This window comes from Spirillospora sp. CA-142024 (genome assembly GCF_050942325.1).
Classification (GTDB): Bacteria; Actinomycetota; Actinomycetes; order Streptosporangiales; family Streptosporangiaceae; genus Spirillospora.
Map to the genome: position 1 here is coordinate 727,366 of NZ_CP192077.1, position 15,069 is coordinate 742,434.

The 15,069-nt window shown below is 71.6% G+C and carries 13 protein-coding genes; 11 read left to right on the forward strand and 2 right to left on the reverse strand.

Features of this window, described 5'->3' with window-relative positions:
• The first annotated feature begins 129 nt into the window (after nt 1–129).
• Genes ACQPZP_RS03710 through ACQPZP_RS03730 form a run of 5 tightly spaced genes read left to right on the forward strand, consistent with a single transcriptional unit; the run spans nt 130 to nt 5,748 of the window.
• Nucleotides 130–1,722 (forward strand): AMP-binding protein, encoded by a 1,593-nt coding sequence (locus ACQPZP_RS03710; RefSeq protein WP_433476216.1) that lies wholly within the window; start codon nt 130–132, stop codon nt 1,720–1,722.
• Complete coding sequence (locus tag ACQPZP_RS03715; RefSeq protein WP_433476217.1) at nt 1,719–2,951, forward strand: acyl-CoA dehydrogenase family protein; 1,233 nt, start codon at nt 1,719–1,721, stop codon at nt 2,949–2,951. Before ACQPZP_RS03710 ends, ACQPZP_RS03715 begins: the two co-directional genes overlap by 4 nt.
• Nucleotides 2,952–2,975: 24 nt before the next feature.
• Entirely contained in the window at nt 2,976–3,734 is a 759-nt protein-coding gene (locus ACQPZP_RS03720; protein ID WP_433476218.1) for an enoyl-CoA hydratase/isomerase family protein, read from the forward strand.
• A gap of 8 nt (nt 3,735–3,742) precedes the next feature.
• Entirely contained in the window at nt 3,743–4,681 is a 939-nt protein-coding gene (locus tag ACQPZP_RS03725) for a VOC family protein (protein ID WP_433476219.1), read from the forward strand.
• Nucleotides 4,672–5,748 (forward strand): acyl-CoA dehydrogenase family protein, encoded by a 1,077-nt coding sequence (locus ACQPZP_RS03730; protein WP_433476220.1) that lies wholly within the window; start codon nt 4,672–4,674, stop codon nt 5,746–5,748. Before ACQPZP_RS03725 ends, ACQPZP_RS03730 begins: the two co-directional genes overlap by 10 nt.
• Before the next feature lie 68 nt (nt 5,749–5,816).
• Here ACQPZP_RS03730 and ACQPZP_RS03735 read toward each other — a convergent pair whose 3' ends face one another.
• Entirely contained in the window at nt 5,817–7,622 is a 1,806-nt protein-coding gene (locus ACQPZP_RS03735) for an alpha/beta hydrolase (RefSeq protein WP_433476221.1), read from the reverse strand.
• Nucleotides 7,623–7,890: 268 nt separating this feature from the next.
• Here ACQPZP_RS03735 and ACQPZP_RS03740 point away from each other — a divergent pair, with 268 nt between their 5' ends.
• From ACQPZP_RS03740 to ACQPZP_RS03765, 6 genes are all read left to right on the forward strand, one after another.
• Nucleotides 7,891–9,081: a sensor histidine kinase gene (locus ACQPZP_RS03740; RefSeq protein WP_433476222.1), complete on the forward strand. Its 1,191-nt coding sequence runs from the start codon at nt 7,891–7,893 to the stop codon at nt 9,079–9,081.
• 52 nt (nt 9,082–9,133) lie between these two features.
• Nucleotides 9,134–9,904, forward strand: a complete 771-nt coding sequence (locus tag ACQPZP_RS03745) for a LytR/AlgR family response regulator transcription factor (protein WP_433476223.1) — start codon at nt 9,134–9,136, stop codon at nt 9,902–9,904.
• A 74-nt stretch (nt 9,905–9,978) separates the two neighbouring features.
• Nucleotides 9,979–10,374 (forward strand): hypothetical protein, encoded by a 396-nt coding sequence (locus ACQPZP_RS03750; RefSeq protein ID WP_433466291.1) that lies wholly within the window; start codon nt 9,979–9,981, stop codon nt 10,372–10,374.
• Nucleotides 10,371–12,101 carry a cation acetate symporter gene (locus tag ACQPZP_RS03755; protein ID WP_433476224.1) on the forward strand — a complete coding sequence of 577 codons (1,731 nt, stop codon included), beginning with the start codon at nt 10,371–10,373 and terminating at the stop codon, nt 12,099–12,101. Before ACQPZP_RS03750 ends, ACQPZP_RS03755 begins: the two co-directional genes overlap by 4 nt.
• Before the next feature lie 156 nt (nt 12,102–12,257).
• Nucleotides 12,258–12,629, forward strand: a complete 372-nt coding sequence (locus ACQPZP_RS03760; RefSeq protein WP_433476225.1) for a DUF485 domain-containing protein — start codon at nt 12,258–12,260, stop codon at nt 12,627–12,629.
• Nucleotides 12,626–14,236 (forward strand): solute symporter family protein, encoded by a 1,611-nt coding sequence (locus ACQPZP_RS03765; RefSeq protein ID WP_433476226.1) that lies wholly within the window; start codon nt 12,626–12,628, stop codon nt 14,234–14,236. The genes ACQPZP_RS03760 and ACQPZP_RS03765 overlap by 4 nt, the downstream gene beginning before the upstream one ends.
• Before the next feature lie 101 nt (nt 14,237–14,337).
• Here the strand turns inward: ACQPZP_RS03765 and ACQPZP_RS03770 are convergent, their stop codons facing one another.
• Entirely contained in the window at nt 14,338–14,922 is a 585-nt protein-coding gene (locus tag ACQPZP_RS03770; RefSeq protein WP_433476227.1) for a DUF2867 domain-containing protein, read from the reverse strand.
• Nucleotides 14,923–15,069 lie beyond the last annotated feature (147 nt).

A 15,069-nucleotide genomic window follows, 5' to 3' on the forward strand; every position in this document is an offset into this window, starting at 1 on the left:
TAAGGCAATGTCCGGTTGCGGATCGCTCCTGGCCGATTCCGCCCCGCCGCCCACCCGCCGTCCAATCGCCCAGCCACCCGCCCAGCCGACCGACGACCCACGCCACGCAAGCGAAAAGCGGAGGTCCGGATGCGCAAGGAGACGCTGGAGAGCTTCGTCCTCGGGGACGTCCTCCGGTCACAGGCGCAGGTTCACCGAAGGCAGACGTTCCTCAAGTTCCGCGACGGAGAGATCACCTACGGCGAGGTGGACGCCGCCGCCGACCGGCTGGCCCGCGCGTTGTCGGGCGCCGGCATCGGGCGCGGCGACCACGTGGGCGTGATGCTGCCCAACTGCCCCGACATCGTGCACGTCATCTTCGCGCTGGCGCGGCTGGGCGCGGTCGCCGTGCCGATCAACATCGCGTACCGCGGCGAGCTGCTGCGGCACGTCCTGGACAGCTCCGACTCCGGCCGGCTGATCATCGACGGGCCGTACGCCGAGCGGATCCCCGAGATCGCCGACCGGCTGCCGAAGCTGGGCGGGGTGATCGTCCGGGACGCCGCCGCGTCCGGGGTGCTGCTCGACCGGCTGGGCAAGCCGGCGCGGGAGCTGCGCAGCCTGCCGGCGGACGGCGACGGCCGGGTCGACGTGAAGGTCGGGTTCGGCGACATGCAGGCGATCATGTACACGTCCGGCACCACCGGCCCGTCCAAGGGCGCGATGGTCCCGCACGCGCTGGCCCTGACCTGCGCCTACGACTCGCTCGACTTCCTGGACCGCTGGGGCAAGACGGTCTACTGCCCGCTGCCGCTGTTCCACGCCGCCGCGCTCTGGGACGGAATGCTGTCCGCCCTGCTCGGCGGCGGCTCGATCGCGATCGTGGAACGGTTCAGCGCGTCGCGGTTCTGGGACGACGTGCGCCGCTTCGACGCGCAGGTGTGCATGAGCGTGTTCTCGATGATCCCGATCCTGCTGAACCGCCCGCCGACGTCCCGGGACCGCGACCACCGGCTGGAGACGTTCTACATGGGCAAGTCGAACCTGGACGAGCCGCTGCGGGAGCGTTTCGGCGTCCGTTCCGTGGAGACCTACACCAGCACGGAGGCGGGCATCGCGACGGGCAGCCCGTACGGGGAGTGGCGGGTCGGGTCCTGCGGGCAGGCCCACGAGGAGCGGTTCCAGGTGGCGGTCGTGGACGAGTACGACCGGGAACTCCCGCCGGGGGAGCCCGGCGAGCTGGTGCTGCGGCCGAAGCAGCCGTTCGTCCTGACGACCGGCTACTACGGCAACTGGGAGGCCACGACGCACTGCTTCCGGAACATGTGGTTCCACACCGGAGACCGGGTATGGCGCGATGACGACGGGTACTTCTTCTTCCTCGACCGGATGAAGGACGCCATCCGCCGGCGCGGGGAGAACATCTCCGCCTTCGACCTGGAGACGGAGATCAATCAGCATCCGGCGGTGCTGGAGTGCGCCGCGATCGGCGTGCCCTCGGAACTGGAGGACGAGGACATCAAGGTCTCGATCGTCGTGCAACCCGACACCGGGCTCGACCCTGACGAGCTGGTGGCCTACTGCGAGGAGCGGCTGCCGCGCTCGATGGTGCCGCGCTACGTCGAGTTCGTGGAGGCGCTGCCGCGCACCCCGACCGACAAGGTCGCCAAGTACAAGCTGCGCGCGCAGGGCGAGGCCGGGGTCACGCCGGAGACCTGGGACCGGGAGGCGGGCGGCCGGTGAACTGGGACGACACGCCGGAGCAGGCCGCGTTCCGCGAGGAGGTCCGCGCCTTCGTCAGGGAGCGGTTCCCCGCGTCCTACCGTCCGGCGGCGGACGAGGAGCAGAGCCTCGAACCGGAGGACGTCGCGGGCTACAACTGGCCGGTCGACCGGGTCGCGGACGATCCCGGACGCCGCGAGGGCGCGCGGGCGTGGGCGGCGGCGCTGGCCGAGCGCGGCTGGATCACCCCGCACTGGCCGGTCGAGTACGGCGGCGCCGGGTTGCCGGCGCTGGAGGAGTTCATCCTGCACGAGGAGATGATGCGGGCGCGGGTGCCGACGGTGAACGGCATCGGCGCGTTCCTCCTCGGCCCGACGCTGCTGGTGCACGGCACCGAGGAGCAGAAGGCCGCACATCTGCCGCCGATCGCGACGGGGCGGGCGACGTGGGCGCAGGGCTTCTCCGAACCGGGCTCGGGCTCCGATCTGGCCTCGCTGCGCACCCGCGCCGTCCGCGACGGGGACGTCTACGTCGTGGACGGCCAGAAGGTGTGGACGTCCCTCGGGCAGTACGCCGACTGGCTGTTCGTCCTGGTCCGCACCGACCCGGACGCCGAGAAGCCCCATCGCGGCATCACGTTCCTGCTCATCGAGGCGGACGCGCCCGGGGTGACGATCCGCCCCATCGCCGACATCCGCGGCGCCGCGCCGTTCTGCGAGATCTTCTTCGAGGGCGTCCGGGTACCGGTGGCGAACCGGGTCGGCGAGGAGAACCGGGGCTGGTACGTGGCGATGTCCGCGCTCGGCTTCGAGCGCGCCGGGATCGGCGCCACCATCAAGTACGAGCAGGCGCTCGCCGAACTGGTCACCTACCTGAGGGCGCCTGAGGGCGCCCGGTCCAAGCGCACGAGTCCCGCGCTGAAGCAGGAGATCGCCCGCCGGCAGACCGAGATCCGCGTGCTCTACAACCTCGCCCGCTACACCGTGTCGCGGCAGGCGGCGGGGGACGAGCCCGACTTCGAGGCGTCCATCAACCAGCTGTTCGGCGCCGAGCTGCACCAGCGGCTCGCCCGCACGGGCGCCCGCGCGTTCGGGCGGTCCGCCGCGCTCTGGGACCGCGAGGGCGCGCCGCTCGACGCCGTGTTCACGCACATGCGGCGGGATTCGGTGGCGTCCACCTTCCTCGGCGGGACCACCGAGATCCAGCGCAACGTCATCGCCACCCGGGGCCTGAACCTGCCCCGCAGCTGATCACCACCGGAGGAGCACGCGCACATGCCCGACGAGAACGCCTACGAGACCGTCGACCTGCAGATCGAGGAGCGGGTCGCCTGGCTGACGCTCAACCGGCCGGACAAGCTCAACGCGCTGACGCCCACGACGATGACGGAGCTGCGCGACATCTTCACCCGCGTGGACGACGACGAGGACGTCTGCGTGGTCGTGCTGCGCGGCGCCGGCGAGCGCGCGTTCTGCGCCGGGATGGACCTGTCCTGGTCGGAGAAGCTGACACCGCGCGAGCGGATCGAGCAGGGCCGGCTCGGTGAGAAGACGTTCGCGATGATGGAGCGGCTGTCGGTCCCGGTGATCGCGGCCGTGCACGGGTACGCGGTCGGCGGCGGCCTGGAGCTGGCGCTCGCGGCGGACTTCATCATCGCGTCCGACAACGCGAAGATGGGGCTCGTCGAGATCACGCTGTCCGCGCGGCCGCCCTACCGGCCGAAGATGACCGAGGACGGCGATCCCGACCAGCCCGAGTTCGGCGGGTCGGCGCCCGGCTGGGGCGGCGTGAAGCGGCTGCCCGAACGCATCGGCAAGGCCCGCGCCAAGGAGCTGCTCTTCACCGGCGCCCGGATCGACGCCGACCGCGCGCTGCGACTGGGCCTGGTCAACGACGTGTACCCGGCGGACGAGTTCGACAAGCGGATCGGCGAGCTGGCCGAGCGGATCGCGGCGATGAACCGCTACAACCTGCGGCTCGTCAAGGAGCTCGTCACCTACGGCTACGACTGGATCGAGCCCCACCCGAGCTAGGAGGAACCGTGCAGATCTACCGTGTCGATCATGTGGCGCAGGTGACCCCCGACCTCGACGCGCAGGTCGCGCTGCTGGAGGGGCTGTTCGGGTTCCGGCGCGTCCGGAGCTGGGACGACCCGGGCGAGGGCGTGCGCGGGGCCCGGCTGGAGATCCCGGGCAGCCGGGGCCAGGCGTGGGAGGTCGTCTCGCCCTCCGGTGACGGCTCATCGCTCCAGACCTGGCTGGACGAGCACGCCGGACGCCCCGGACTGCATCACGTCGGAGCCGAAGTGCCCGACCTGGAGGCCGTCCGCGCCGAGCTGGAGGTGCGCGGCATCAAGCCGACGGACGGGGCGCGCGGACGCTGGCTGGAGGCGTCGCTGAGCCCGCCCGAGCACGGCCCGGGTGTGCTGTGGCGGCTCCGCGGGCCGGGCAGTCTGGACATGTGCGGCGATTCGTCCGCCTCGGTCGCCGGGACGGGTTCCACGGACGGGCCGTCCCTCGGCATCGTGGCGCTCGACCACATCTGCCAGGCGTTCCACGACCGCGACGAACTCGCCCGCTGGTACCACGGGCTCGCCGGATTCGTGCAGGTCTGGCGGACCCCGGACGACGAGCATCCCGACATGGCCGACCTCGTGCTGAACATCCCCGGCTCGGCCATCTGCTGGGAAGTCATCATGCCGCGCGGCGAGGACTCGTTCATCGAGCGGTTCCTCGACAAGGGAGGCCCCGGCGCCCACCACGTCACGTTCGAGGTGGACGACTGGGACAAGGCGATGGCCGCCTGCGAGCACCACGGCACGCCGACCTTCGACGACGAGGAGGGCACGACCGACGGCGCCGCCTGGAAGCACACGTTCATCCACCCGAAGCACACCGGCGGCGTCCTCGTCCAGCTCTTCTGGGAGGAGCGGCCGGGCGTGTGGGTGCGCTCGGACAAGGTGCCGCCGCCATGGACCTGAGCCTGACCGAGGACCAGGAGCTCATCGCCTCCACGGCCCGCGAGCTGCTGGAGTCCCGCGCCGCGACGGCGGGGACGCGTGCGCTGGACGGCGTCCCCGCCGGGTATTCGGCCGCACTCTGGAAGGAGATGGTCGAGCTCGGCTGGACGGGCCTGGCCTTCCCCGAGGAGCACGGCGGCGTGGGCGGCGACTTCCTCGACGTCTGCCTGCTGTTCGAGCAGCTGGGGTACGCACAGGTCCCGAGCCCGCTGCTGATGACGGTGGCCTGCTGCGGGATGCCGATCGCGCGGTTCGGGACGTCCGGCCAGAAGGAACGCTGGCTGGGCGCCATCTCGAACGGCGAGATCGTGACCGCGGCGCCGCTTCCTTGGGACCACCCCGGCGAGGGGCCGGTGGCGTCCCGCTCCGACGGCGGCTTCGTCCTGGAAGGCACCGCCACGTTCGTCCCGTTCGCCGCCTCCGCCGAGCACCTCCTGGTGGTGGCGCGGCTCGAAGACGAGCCGCACGCCTTCTGGGTGGACGCCGCGGACGTGACCCTCAAACCCCTCGGGACGATCGGCGCCGACCGTCCATGCCACGTCGAACTGGACGGCGTCCGGGCCGAGGACGCCCTCGGCCCCGACGCCGCCGAAGCGATCTCTTTGTTCGGGGCCGCCGCGACCTGTGCGGAGATGGTCGGCGCAGCCCAGCACGTGCTGGACATGACGGTCCAGTACGCGACGGAACGCGAGCAGTTCGGCCGCGCCATCGGGTCGTTCCAGGCCGTCCAGCACCACTGCGCGAACATGGCGATCGACGTGCTGGGCTCCCGGTTCATCGCCTACGAGGCCATCTGGCTGCTGTCGGCGAACCGTGACGCGGCGCCCGAGGTCGCGATGGCCAAGGCATGGGTGAGCGACGCGTACGAACGGGTGTGCTCGCTGGGCCACCAAGTACACGGCGCGATCGGCTTCACCCAGGAACACGACCTGCACCTGTTCTCCGAACACGCGATGACCGCGTCCCTGTCCTTCGGCGACGCCGACCTCCACTACGACGACCTGGCCACCGGCCTCCACCTCGACTGATTCAAGAGGACGCCCGGCCAGAGCGAACCCTGGCCGGGCGTCATCTCTTGGCGTTACCGCCGCTCAGTTCACCGCGTCCCGAGCAGGATGGACGACGGCACCCGCGTCGCCACCGGCGGCAGCTTCGTGCCCTGCCCGGCGGCCTTCACCTGGGTCGCCATCGCGCTCGCGTCCGCCGGTCCTCTGGTGGCGGGCGCCTGCTCGGGGTTGTCCGCGAACGGCTGGACGTCGCCGACGCACACCTTGCCCGCGGGCGGCAGCGCCGCGCGGACGAGGTAGGCGTCGACCGCCTTCGTCACGCACGCCGAGGTCCCGTAGGCGGTGTGCCCCCAGCTGTTGCTGGACAGCAGCCGGCTGTTGGGCAGCAGCTTGCTGGACGAGACCGCGTCGTTGTAGTTCGTGGCGGGGTCGTAGTAGTCCCCGACGAACAGGACGGGAGCGTTCGTCCGCCGGTTGAAGGGACCGGTGTAGGCGTCCTCGTCGCGGACCTTCCAGGCGTCACCGGCGCACTGGACGGTGCCCCAGCCCCACGCGCGCCCGAAGTAGGGCGCCCGCTTGTCGGACGCCGCCGTCAGCGTGGGCCACTTCCCCGCCTTCTTCGGGTGCAGGCCGTCGGTGCACGTGACACCGCTGAAAGCGTCGAAGCCGTTGTCGTAGGGGAAGTCCTTGGCCGAGACCTTCTCCGCGGACTCCTTCTGCCGCTCGACCGCGGCCCGGCGCTCGGCGATGCGGCCGGCGAGGGCCTTGCGCGCAGCGGCCGCCTGCGCCGCCGTCGAGGCGGGCGAGGTCGCCTTCCACAGGTCGGTGACCATTTCGTCGATGTATGCGTAGCCGCTCGGGTCGTACAGCTCGCCGAGCGTGCCGCCGACGAGGTCGGCGTAGGTGACCTTCGCGCCCTCGATGTCGGCGGGCTTCGCCTTCAGCCGCTTGGCGAGGACGTCGAAGTTCTTGACGGGGTCTCCGAAGGCGGCGAAATCGCACTTCGCCTTGCCCGCCTTGCCGCAGCGGACGAGGATCTCCCTCAGCGCCTTGTAGGCGCCGTCGGCGGACCGCAGCCGGTCGTCCAGGATCTGGCCCGACGTCTTGCGGGTGCCGACCCAGGAGACGGGGTTGATGACGCCGTCCACGGCCACGGCGCGCAGCCGGTCGGGGAACATGTTCGCGTAGTACTGGCCGAGCGCGGTGCCGTAACTGAAGCCCAGGTAGGACAGCTTCTTGTCGCCGACCGCGCGGCGCAGGACGTCCATGTCGCGCGCCGCCTCGGCGGTGGACATCGAGCCCGCCATTTTCTTCCCGGTCGTCGAGCAGCCCTTGCCGAGAGCCTTCGCCGACTTGATGTAGGCCGCCTCCTGCTTCGCGCCGACCGGGAACGCCACGTCCATCCCCGTCAGCGCGAGCGTCTGGTCCCTGGTGGACTTGAAGCAGGCGACGTTGGAGCTGAACCCGATGCCGCGCGGGTCGAAGCCGACGATGTCGAAGCGGTCGAGGACGTCCGCGCTGAGAAAGGCGGGCGCCTGGTACGCGATGGCGGTGCCCTGGCCGCCGGGCCCGCCCGGGTTGACGAACAGGCTGCCGATCCGCTTCTTGGGGTTCTGCGCCTTCCTCCTCAGAATGGCGATCTCGGTGGTCGCGCCCTTCGGATCGTCGTAGTCCAAGGGCAGCCGGACGGTCGTGCATTCGGCGTCGCCGTAGCACTTGTACCAGCCGAGTTTCGGGGTGGGCACACGATCGACGCGCTTCTTCTCGACCGGGCTCGTCGTGTCGCCGCCCCGGACGCCGGGGGCGCCCGGGGCGGCGAGGGCGGTGACGGCCGCGGCGGGCACGAGCGCCACACCGGCCATGCCGGCCGCGAGAATCCTGTGTCTGAGGCGCATGCGGTTCCCTTCGGGGGGATCGATGCTTTCCCGCGCAAGGCGCGGATTGGTCCCCTGATTCTCGTTTGCACCACTTGTCCGAGTGATCCACCAGTGGACTCGACATCCGCTGCGGAAGATCCCCCCGAAGAGCGATTGACGTGCCCCTCCAGCGGCGGACCAGAAGGCGAAAGCGACTACCGAAATCTCCTTTCCGGACTTGGCTTCAATACCGTTTCGAGGCCCGGAGGGCTCCCCTGCGCGCGTTCGGGCGGCGTAGCTTTGCCGGATGGACGTGGTCGTTGCCGTCGCCGCGACGCTGGTGGTGACGTGGGTTCCGGCGCTGCTGTGGTGGCGGCGGCAGGGGCGGGGCGGCGACCTCGGCGGGCCCGCGCGGCGGGCGACGTTCGAGACGCTGCACACCGCGTCGCGGGCGGCACCGGCGTTCCGGGCCGGGCTGACCGAGCAGGGCGCGCAGAAGGCGGCCCGGCATCTGCTGGTGCTGCTCGGCTGCGCGGCGGTCGCGATCACGGACGGCGAGCGGCTGCTGGCGTGGGACGGGGAGCACGACCACCACTCCTCGGAGGTCCTCGGGCACGCCGAGGCCACCCTGGGGAACGGGCGCACACAGGTGCACGACGTTGGCTGCGACCGGCTCGACTGCCTCATCCGGCGGGTCGTCGTGGTCCCGCTCGCCACCGACGACCGGGTGGTCGGGACGCTCGCCGCGTACGGCGAGGAGGTGCCGGCCGGGCTGATCCGCGCGGCGGAGGAGGTCGCGCAGTGGGTGGACGCCCAGCTGGAGCTGGCCGAACTCGACCATTCGCGGACGCTGCTCATGGAGGCGGAGATGCGGGCGCTGCGCGCGCAGATCTCGCCGCACTTCATCTACAACTCGCTGACCACGATCGCGTCGTTCGTCCGGTCCGATCCTGAGCGGGCACGGGAACTGCTGCTGGAATTCGCCGGTTTCACCCGCTATTCGTTCCGGCGGCACGGCGACTTCACGACGCTGGCGGAGGAACTGCGGTCGATCGACCGGTATCTGCTCCTGCAGCGGGCGCGGTTCGGTGAGGAACTGCGGGTGACGTTGCGGATCGCGCCCGAGGTGCTGCCGGTCGCCGTCCCGTTCCTGTGCCTCCAGCCGCTCGTGGAGAACGCCGTCCGGCACGGGCTGCAGGACCGGTCCGAGCCCGGCCTCATCACGATCGTGGCGGAGGACGCCGGGTCCGACTGCGTGATCAGCGTCGAGGACGACGGGATCGGCATGGACCCCGAGGACGTCCGGCGCCTGCTCGCCGGGGAGCGGCGCATGCCGGGCGACACGGAGGCGCCCGGGATCGGGCTCGCCAACGTCGACGACCGGCTCCGCCAGGTCTACGGCGACGAGTACGGGCTGGCCGTCGAGACCGGTCCCGGCGCCGGGACGAAGGTGACCGTGCGCGTCCCGAAGTACCGGCCCGGGGTCACGGCCTCTTGACGCCCCGCCCGTCCGCCGACTGGAATGTGGCGAACGGCACGGGAAGGACGATGTGGTGGGCCTGCGTGTCCTGGCGGTGGATGACGAGGCGCCCGCGCTGGACGACCTCGTCCACCTGCTGCGCGCCGACCCCCGGATCGGCGAGATCCACACCGCCCGCGACGGCGCCTCCGCGCTCCGCAAGCTCGACCGGGCGCTCGCGGACGGGCGCCCCATCGCCGCCGTCTTCCTCGACATCCGGATGCCCGGCCTGGACGGCACCGTCCTCGGCCGCGTCCTCCACCAGTTCGCCCGCGCGCCGCAGATCGTCTACGTCACCGCCTACGAGAACCACGCGGTCGACGCGTTCGAGATCAAGGCGGCCGACTACATCCTCAAACCGGTGCGGCCGGAGCGACTCGCCGTGGCGATCCGGCGGGTGACGGAGGCCGCCGAGGAGGCGGGCTGGGACACCGGCGCCGCCGAGGTCCCGGCGCCGTCCGAGCCGGAGCCGATGCCCGTCGAACTGGGCGGCGTCACCCGGTTCGTCAACCCGGCCGAGGTGCTGTTCGTGGAGGCGCAGGGCGACTACGCGCGGCTGCACACGTCCGGCGGCAGCCATCTGGTGCGCATCCCGCTCGCCGCGCTCGGCGAGCGGTGGAGCGGCGCCGGGTTCGTCCGGGTGCACCGCAGCCACCTCGTCGCGCTGTCGGCGATCAAGGAGCTGCGGCTGGACTCGGGACGCTGCACGATCGTCGTCGGCGGCACCGAGCTGCCGGTCGCCCGCCGGCACGTGCGCGAGCTGCGCGACCTGCTCGTGCGCCGGGCGAGGCGATCCCCCTGAGCGGGGACGAACGGCCGCACGGCCGTGCCTCCGGGAAGCCGGCCTCGGAGAAGCCGGCCCCCGGCCGGACGCTGGTGACCGGGCCGCGGACCCGGACCGTCCGGCGGCCCCGCTACCCCGTGACGCGGGAGATCGACGAGCAGACCGGGCTCGGCGAGGCGTACATGCGGTCGCTGGTGCGCACCCAGCTGCGGCTCGCGGCCCGGCTGTGCCTGGTGCTCGCCGTCGTCGTGCTCGGCCTGCCGCTGCTGTTCGCCGTGTTCCCCGAGGTGCGGGAGCGGGAGCTGCTGGGGCTGCCGCTGCCGTGGGTGGTGCTCGGCGGGCTGATCTACCCGTGGTTCGTCGCGTGCGGCTGGTGGTACGTCCGGCAGGCCGAGCGCAACGAGGATGACTTCGCCGACCTGGTGGACCGTGCCGACTCCGGGCGTGCCGACTCCGGGCGTGCCGACAAGGCCGGGGAACGGGCGTGAGCGCCGCGTACGGGCTGGCGGGCGTCCTGCTCGTCGTCGTCGCGACCGTTCTCATCGGCGTGCTCGGGGTGCGGATCTCCCGGACGACGTCCGACTTCTACGTCGCGTCCCGGACGGTCTCGCCCCTGCGCAACGCGTCGGCGATCGGCGGCGAGTACCTGTCGGCGGCGTCGTTCCTCGGCATCGCCGGGCTGATCCTGGCGTACGGGGCCGACATGCTGTGGCTGCCCGTCGGCTGGACCGGCGGCTATCTCGTCCTGCTCGTCCTGGTGTCGGCGCCGCTGCGCCGTTCCGGGGCCTACACGCTGCCGGACTTCGCCGAGGCGCGGCTGGAGTCGATGGCGGTTCGCCGCGTCGCGAGCGTCCTCGTCGTGCTGATCAGCTGGCTGTACCTGCTGCCGCAGTTCCAGAGCGCCGGGCTCGTGCTGCGGACCGTCACGGGTGCGCCGGTGTGGACGGGCGGCGTGCTGATCGCCGTCGTCGTCGCGGGCAACGTCCTGGTGGGCGGCATGCGCAGCGTCACCATGGTCCAGGCGTTCCAGTACTGGATGAAGCTGACCGCGCTGGCCGTCCCCCTGGTGTTCCTGCTGATGGCGTGGCGGTTCGACGGATCGCCCGGCCTGTCGTCGGACGCCCCGCCCCGGTTCGGCGACCGGACGACCGTCGCGATCGGCATGGCCGTCACGGTGAACGTCACCACGCCCGTCCAGGTGAGCGTCGACGGGCGGGTCGACGGCCGCACCCACCACGGTGGCGCCGTCACCCTCCAGCCGGGGCTGCACCGCCTCGACCAGAACACGTCCGTGACGTTCCCGGCCGGCGCGGACGTCCCCCACGTGCGCGGGCGGCCGGTCAGCACGGACCGGGAATGGGTGCTGCCACTCCACGGACGCGACCACTCCCTCTACGCCACGTACTCGCTGATCCTCGCCACGTTCCTCGGGACGATGGGGCTCCCGCACGTCCTCGTCCGCTTCTACACCAACCCGGACGGCAGGGCCGCGCGCCGCACGACGGTGATGGTGCTGTCGCTGCTCGGCGCGTTCTACGTGCTGCCCGCGCTGTACGGGGTACTCGGGCGTCTCTACACACCCGAGCTGCTCATGACGGGGCGGGCTGACGCCGTCGTCCTCACCCTGCCCGGACGTCTCATCGGCGGTGCCGGCGGCGACCTGCTCGGGGCGCTGGTGACGGGCGGGGCGGTCGCGGCGTTCCTGTCCACGTCGTCCGGCATCACCGTGTCGGTGGCGGGTGTGCTGGCGCAGGACATCCTGCGCGGCGGCGTGCGCTCGTTCCGCGTCGGGACGCTGCTCGCCCTCGTCGTCCCGCTGTGCCTGGCGATCGCGGCCCGGTCCCTCGCTGTCGCGGACGTGGTCGGGCTGGCCTTCGCCGTCGCCGCGTCCACGTTCTGCCCGCTGCTGGTGCTCGGCGTCTGGTGGCGGCGGCTCACCGTGCCGGGCGCGCTCGCCGGGCTCGCCATCGGCGGCGCGCTCGCGGGCACCGCGGTGGTCGTGACGATCGCGGCCGGGCCGCCGCCGGGGCTCCTCGGCGCGCTGCTCGCCCAGCCCGCCGCCTGGACGGTCCCGATCGCGTTCGCCGTCATGATCGTCGTGTCGCTGTGCACGCCGGGCCGGGTGCCGCCCGGCGTCGCGCGCATGATGGTGCGCCTGCACACCCCCGAGTCGCTGGCGGTCGACCGGGGCACATGGAGCCCCCGGAGGGTGTGACCGTTCATCGCGCCAGACCGACCGCTCACCGACGGGTTCAACCCGTCGGCGATGGTGGACGGCGGCTGGCCGCACGCCCGGCGGCGCCCTCTCGCCCGCCCCGATCAGGCTCTTTACCGTGGCGCGTGACCGGCGTCACAAAACAGGAGGGCCGTCGTGTCCGTCGATAAGAGCGCCACCGGCACCGTCTATGAACGGTTCCAGGGCACCACGGAGTTCCAGGAACTCCGGCGCAGATTCCGCCGATTCGTATTCCCCATGACCGCGGCGTTCCTCGGCTGGTACCTGCTCTATGTCGTCCTTTCGGGCTGGGCCCGCGACTTCATGGGCAAGGAGCTGTTCGGGTCGATCAACGTCGCGCTCGTGTTCGGGCTGCTGCAGTTCGTGTCGACCTTCGCCATCGCGTACTGGTACGCGCGGCACGCCGAACGCCGGCTGGACCCGATGGCGGACAGGCTGCGCGCCGGCATCGAGGCCGAGCGCGCCGGGGGCACCCCCGGCGTCGATGTCGCGAAGGACGCCCGATGAGCAACGAGACCCTGTCGATCATCCTGTTCCTCGTCTTCGTGGCCGCCACCCTGGCGATCACCGTGTGGGCGAGCCGGAACACCAAGAGCGCCACCGACTTCTACGCCGGCGGACGGTCGTTCACCGGCGCGCAGAACGGGCTCGCCATCGGCGGCGACTACATGTCCGCAGCCTCCTTCCTCGGCATCGCCGGGCTGATCGCGCTGTACGGATACGACGGCTTCCTGTACTCGATCGGGTTCCTCGTCGCCTGGCTCGTGGCGCTGCTGCTGGTCGCCGAGCTGCTGCGGAACTCGGGCCGGTTCACGATGGCGGACGTGCTGGCGTTCCGGATGAGCCCCCGCCCCGTCCGCACCGCGGCCGGGGTCTCCACCATCGTGGTGTCGATCTTCTACCTGCTGGCGCAGATGGTCGGCGCCGGCGCCCTGGTCTCGCTGCTGTTCGGCTTCACCAGCGACTTCGCCAAGGGCGCGACGATCGCGCTGGTCGGCGTGCTGATGATCGTCTACGTGGTGTTCGGCGGGATGAAGGGCACCACCTGGGTGCAGATCGTCAAGGCCGTCCTGCTGATGACCGGCGCCACCCTCATCACGCTGCTGGTGCTCGGCCACTCCGGCTTCAACCTGTCCAGCCTGCTGAACGACGCCGCCGACCAGAGCGGCAAGGGCGGCGCGTTCCTGGAGCCGGGGCTGCGCTACGCCACCGCGGAGGACGGGCTGACCGGCAAGCTGGACCTGATCAGCCTCGGGCTCGCGCTCGTCCTCGGCACCGCCGGGCTGCCGCACATCCTGATCCGCTTCTACACCGTCCCGACCGCCCGCGACGCCCGCAAGTCGGTGCTGTGGGGGATCGGCATCATCGGCGCGTTCTACCTGCTCACCCTCGTCCTCGGGTTCGGCGCCGCCGCGCTCGTCGGATCCAAGGAGATCGCCAAGGCCAACCCGGCCGGCAACACCGCCGCGCCGCAGCTCGCCCAGCGCATCGGTGAGATCGTCTTCGGGGACACGGGCGGGACGATCCTGCTGGCGGTCATCGCGGCGGTCGCGTTCGCGACGATCCTCGCGGTCGTGGCCGGCCTCACCCTCGCCTCGTCCTCGTCGGTCTCCCACGACCTGTACGCGCACGTGGTCCGCAGGGGCAAGGCCAGCGAGCGGGACGAGGTCCGCGTCGCCCGCATCTCGGCCTTCGTGATCGGCGCCGTCGCGATCGTCCTGGGCATCTACGCGCAGCGCCTCAACGTGGCGTTCCTCGTCGCGCTGGCGTTCGCGGTCGCCGCGTCCGGGAACCTGCCCGCGATCCTCTACAGCCTGTTCTGGAAGCGGTTCAACACCACCGGCGCCGTCGCCGCCATCTACGGCGGTCTCGGCTCGGCGATCGTCCTGGTCGCCTTCTCGCCGGTCGTGTCGGGCTCGGACAAGGCGCTGTTCACCGACGCCGACTTCAGCTGGTTCCCGCTGGACAACCCCGGGATCATCTCCATCCCGTTCGGCTTCCTGTGCGGCTGGCTCGGCACGATGCTCAGCAAGGAGCACAACGCCGAGAAGTACGCCGAGATCGAGGTCCGCTCCCTCACCGGGGCGGGCGCGGAGGTGGCGGCGAAGCACTGAAGATCTGCCGCGCGGGCGACCGTCGCCCGGTCCCGCGCGGCCCCTGCGGCCCCGTCCTCCTCACGCCCCCGGGACGGGGCCGCCTCCATGCCCCCGGCCGGTCAGCCCGTGGACGGCTGCCGCGTCCGCCACCCGCGTCCGATCAGCCGCATCAGCGCCGGATACACGATCACGTACCGGAAGGGCAGGATCGCGGCCATGTAGAGCTTGCCGAACAGGCCGTTCGGCTTCACCAGAACGGCCATCTGGCCGCGATACCCGCCGGAGCCGTCCGGGACCCAGCCGATGTGCATCACGCCGTGCACCGTCCGGTTGGCCAGCTCGGCCGCCCACTCGTCACCGGTCATGTACAGCGGCCGGAAGGGCAGCGAGCGGAAGTCCGGTCCGTACGGACGGTCGCGCAGGTCGTCCGGCAGCCGGTCGCGCAGCGTCGGCACCCGCGCGCCGAGGCCGGCGCCCTTCCGGTCCCAGCCGAGCAGCTTCCCGAGCTTCCAGCGGATGCCGAACAGCACGCCCGCGACGCCGGGGAGGTCGCCGCCGCCGGAGGCCATCTGCTCCACCAGCTTCGGGAGGTCGTCCGGGCCGCCCGGCGTGGGGAGCGCCCACACGTCCTCCAGCCGGAAGTCATGCGCGATCTCGTGAATCCGCCACGGACGGGACGTGTGGGAGGTGTCCGGGAGCTTCATCGTTCCCCCTCGTTCGGTGGACGGGCCGGCGGCCGCTTATACGCTGCCGTATGAATGCGACTATACGGCACCGTATGAAAAGGCTTCGACCGGGCGGCCCCTCGTGCTGAGCCGGCCGATGGCGAGCGATCGGGTGCGGCCGCTACG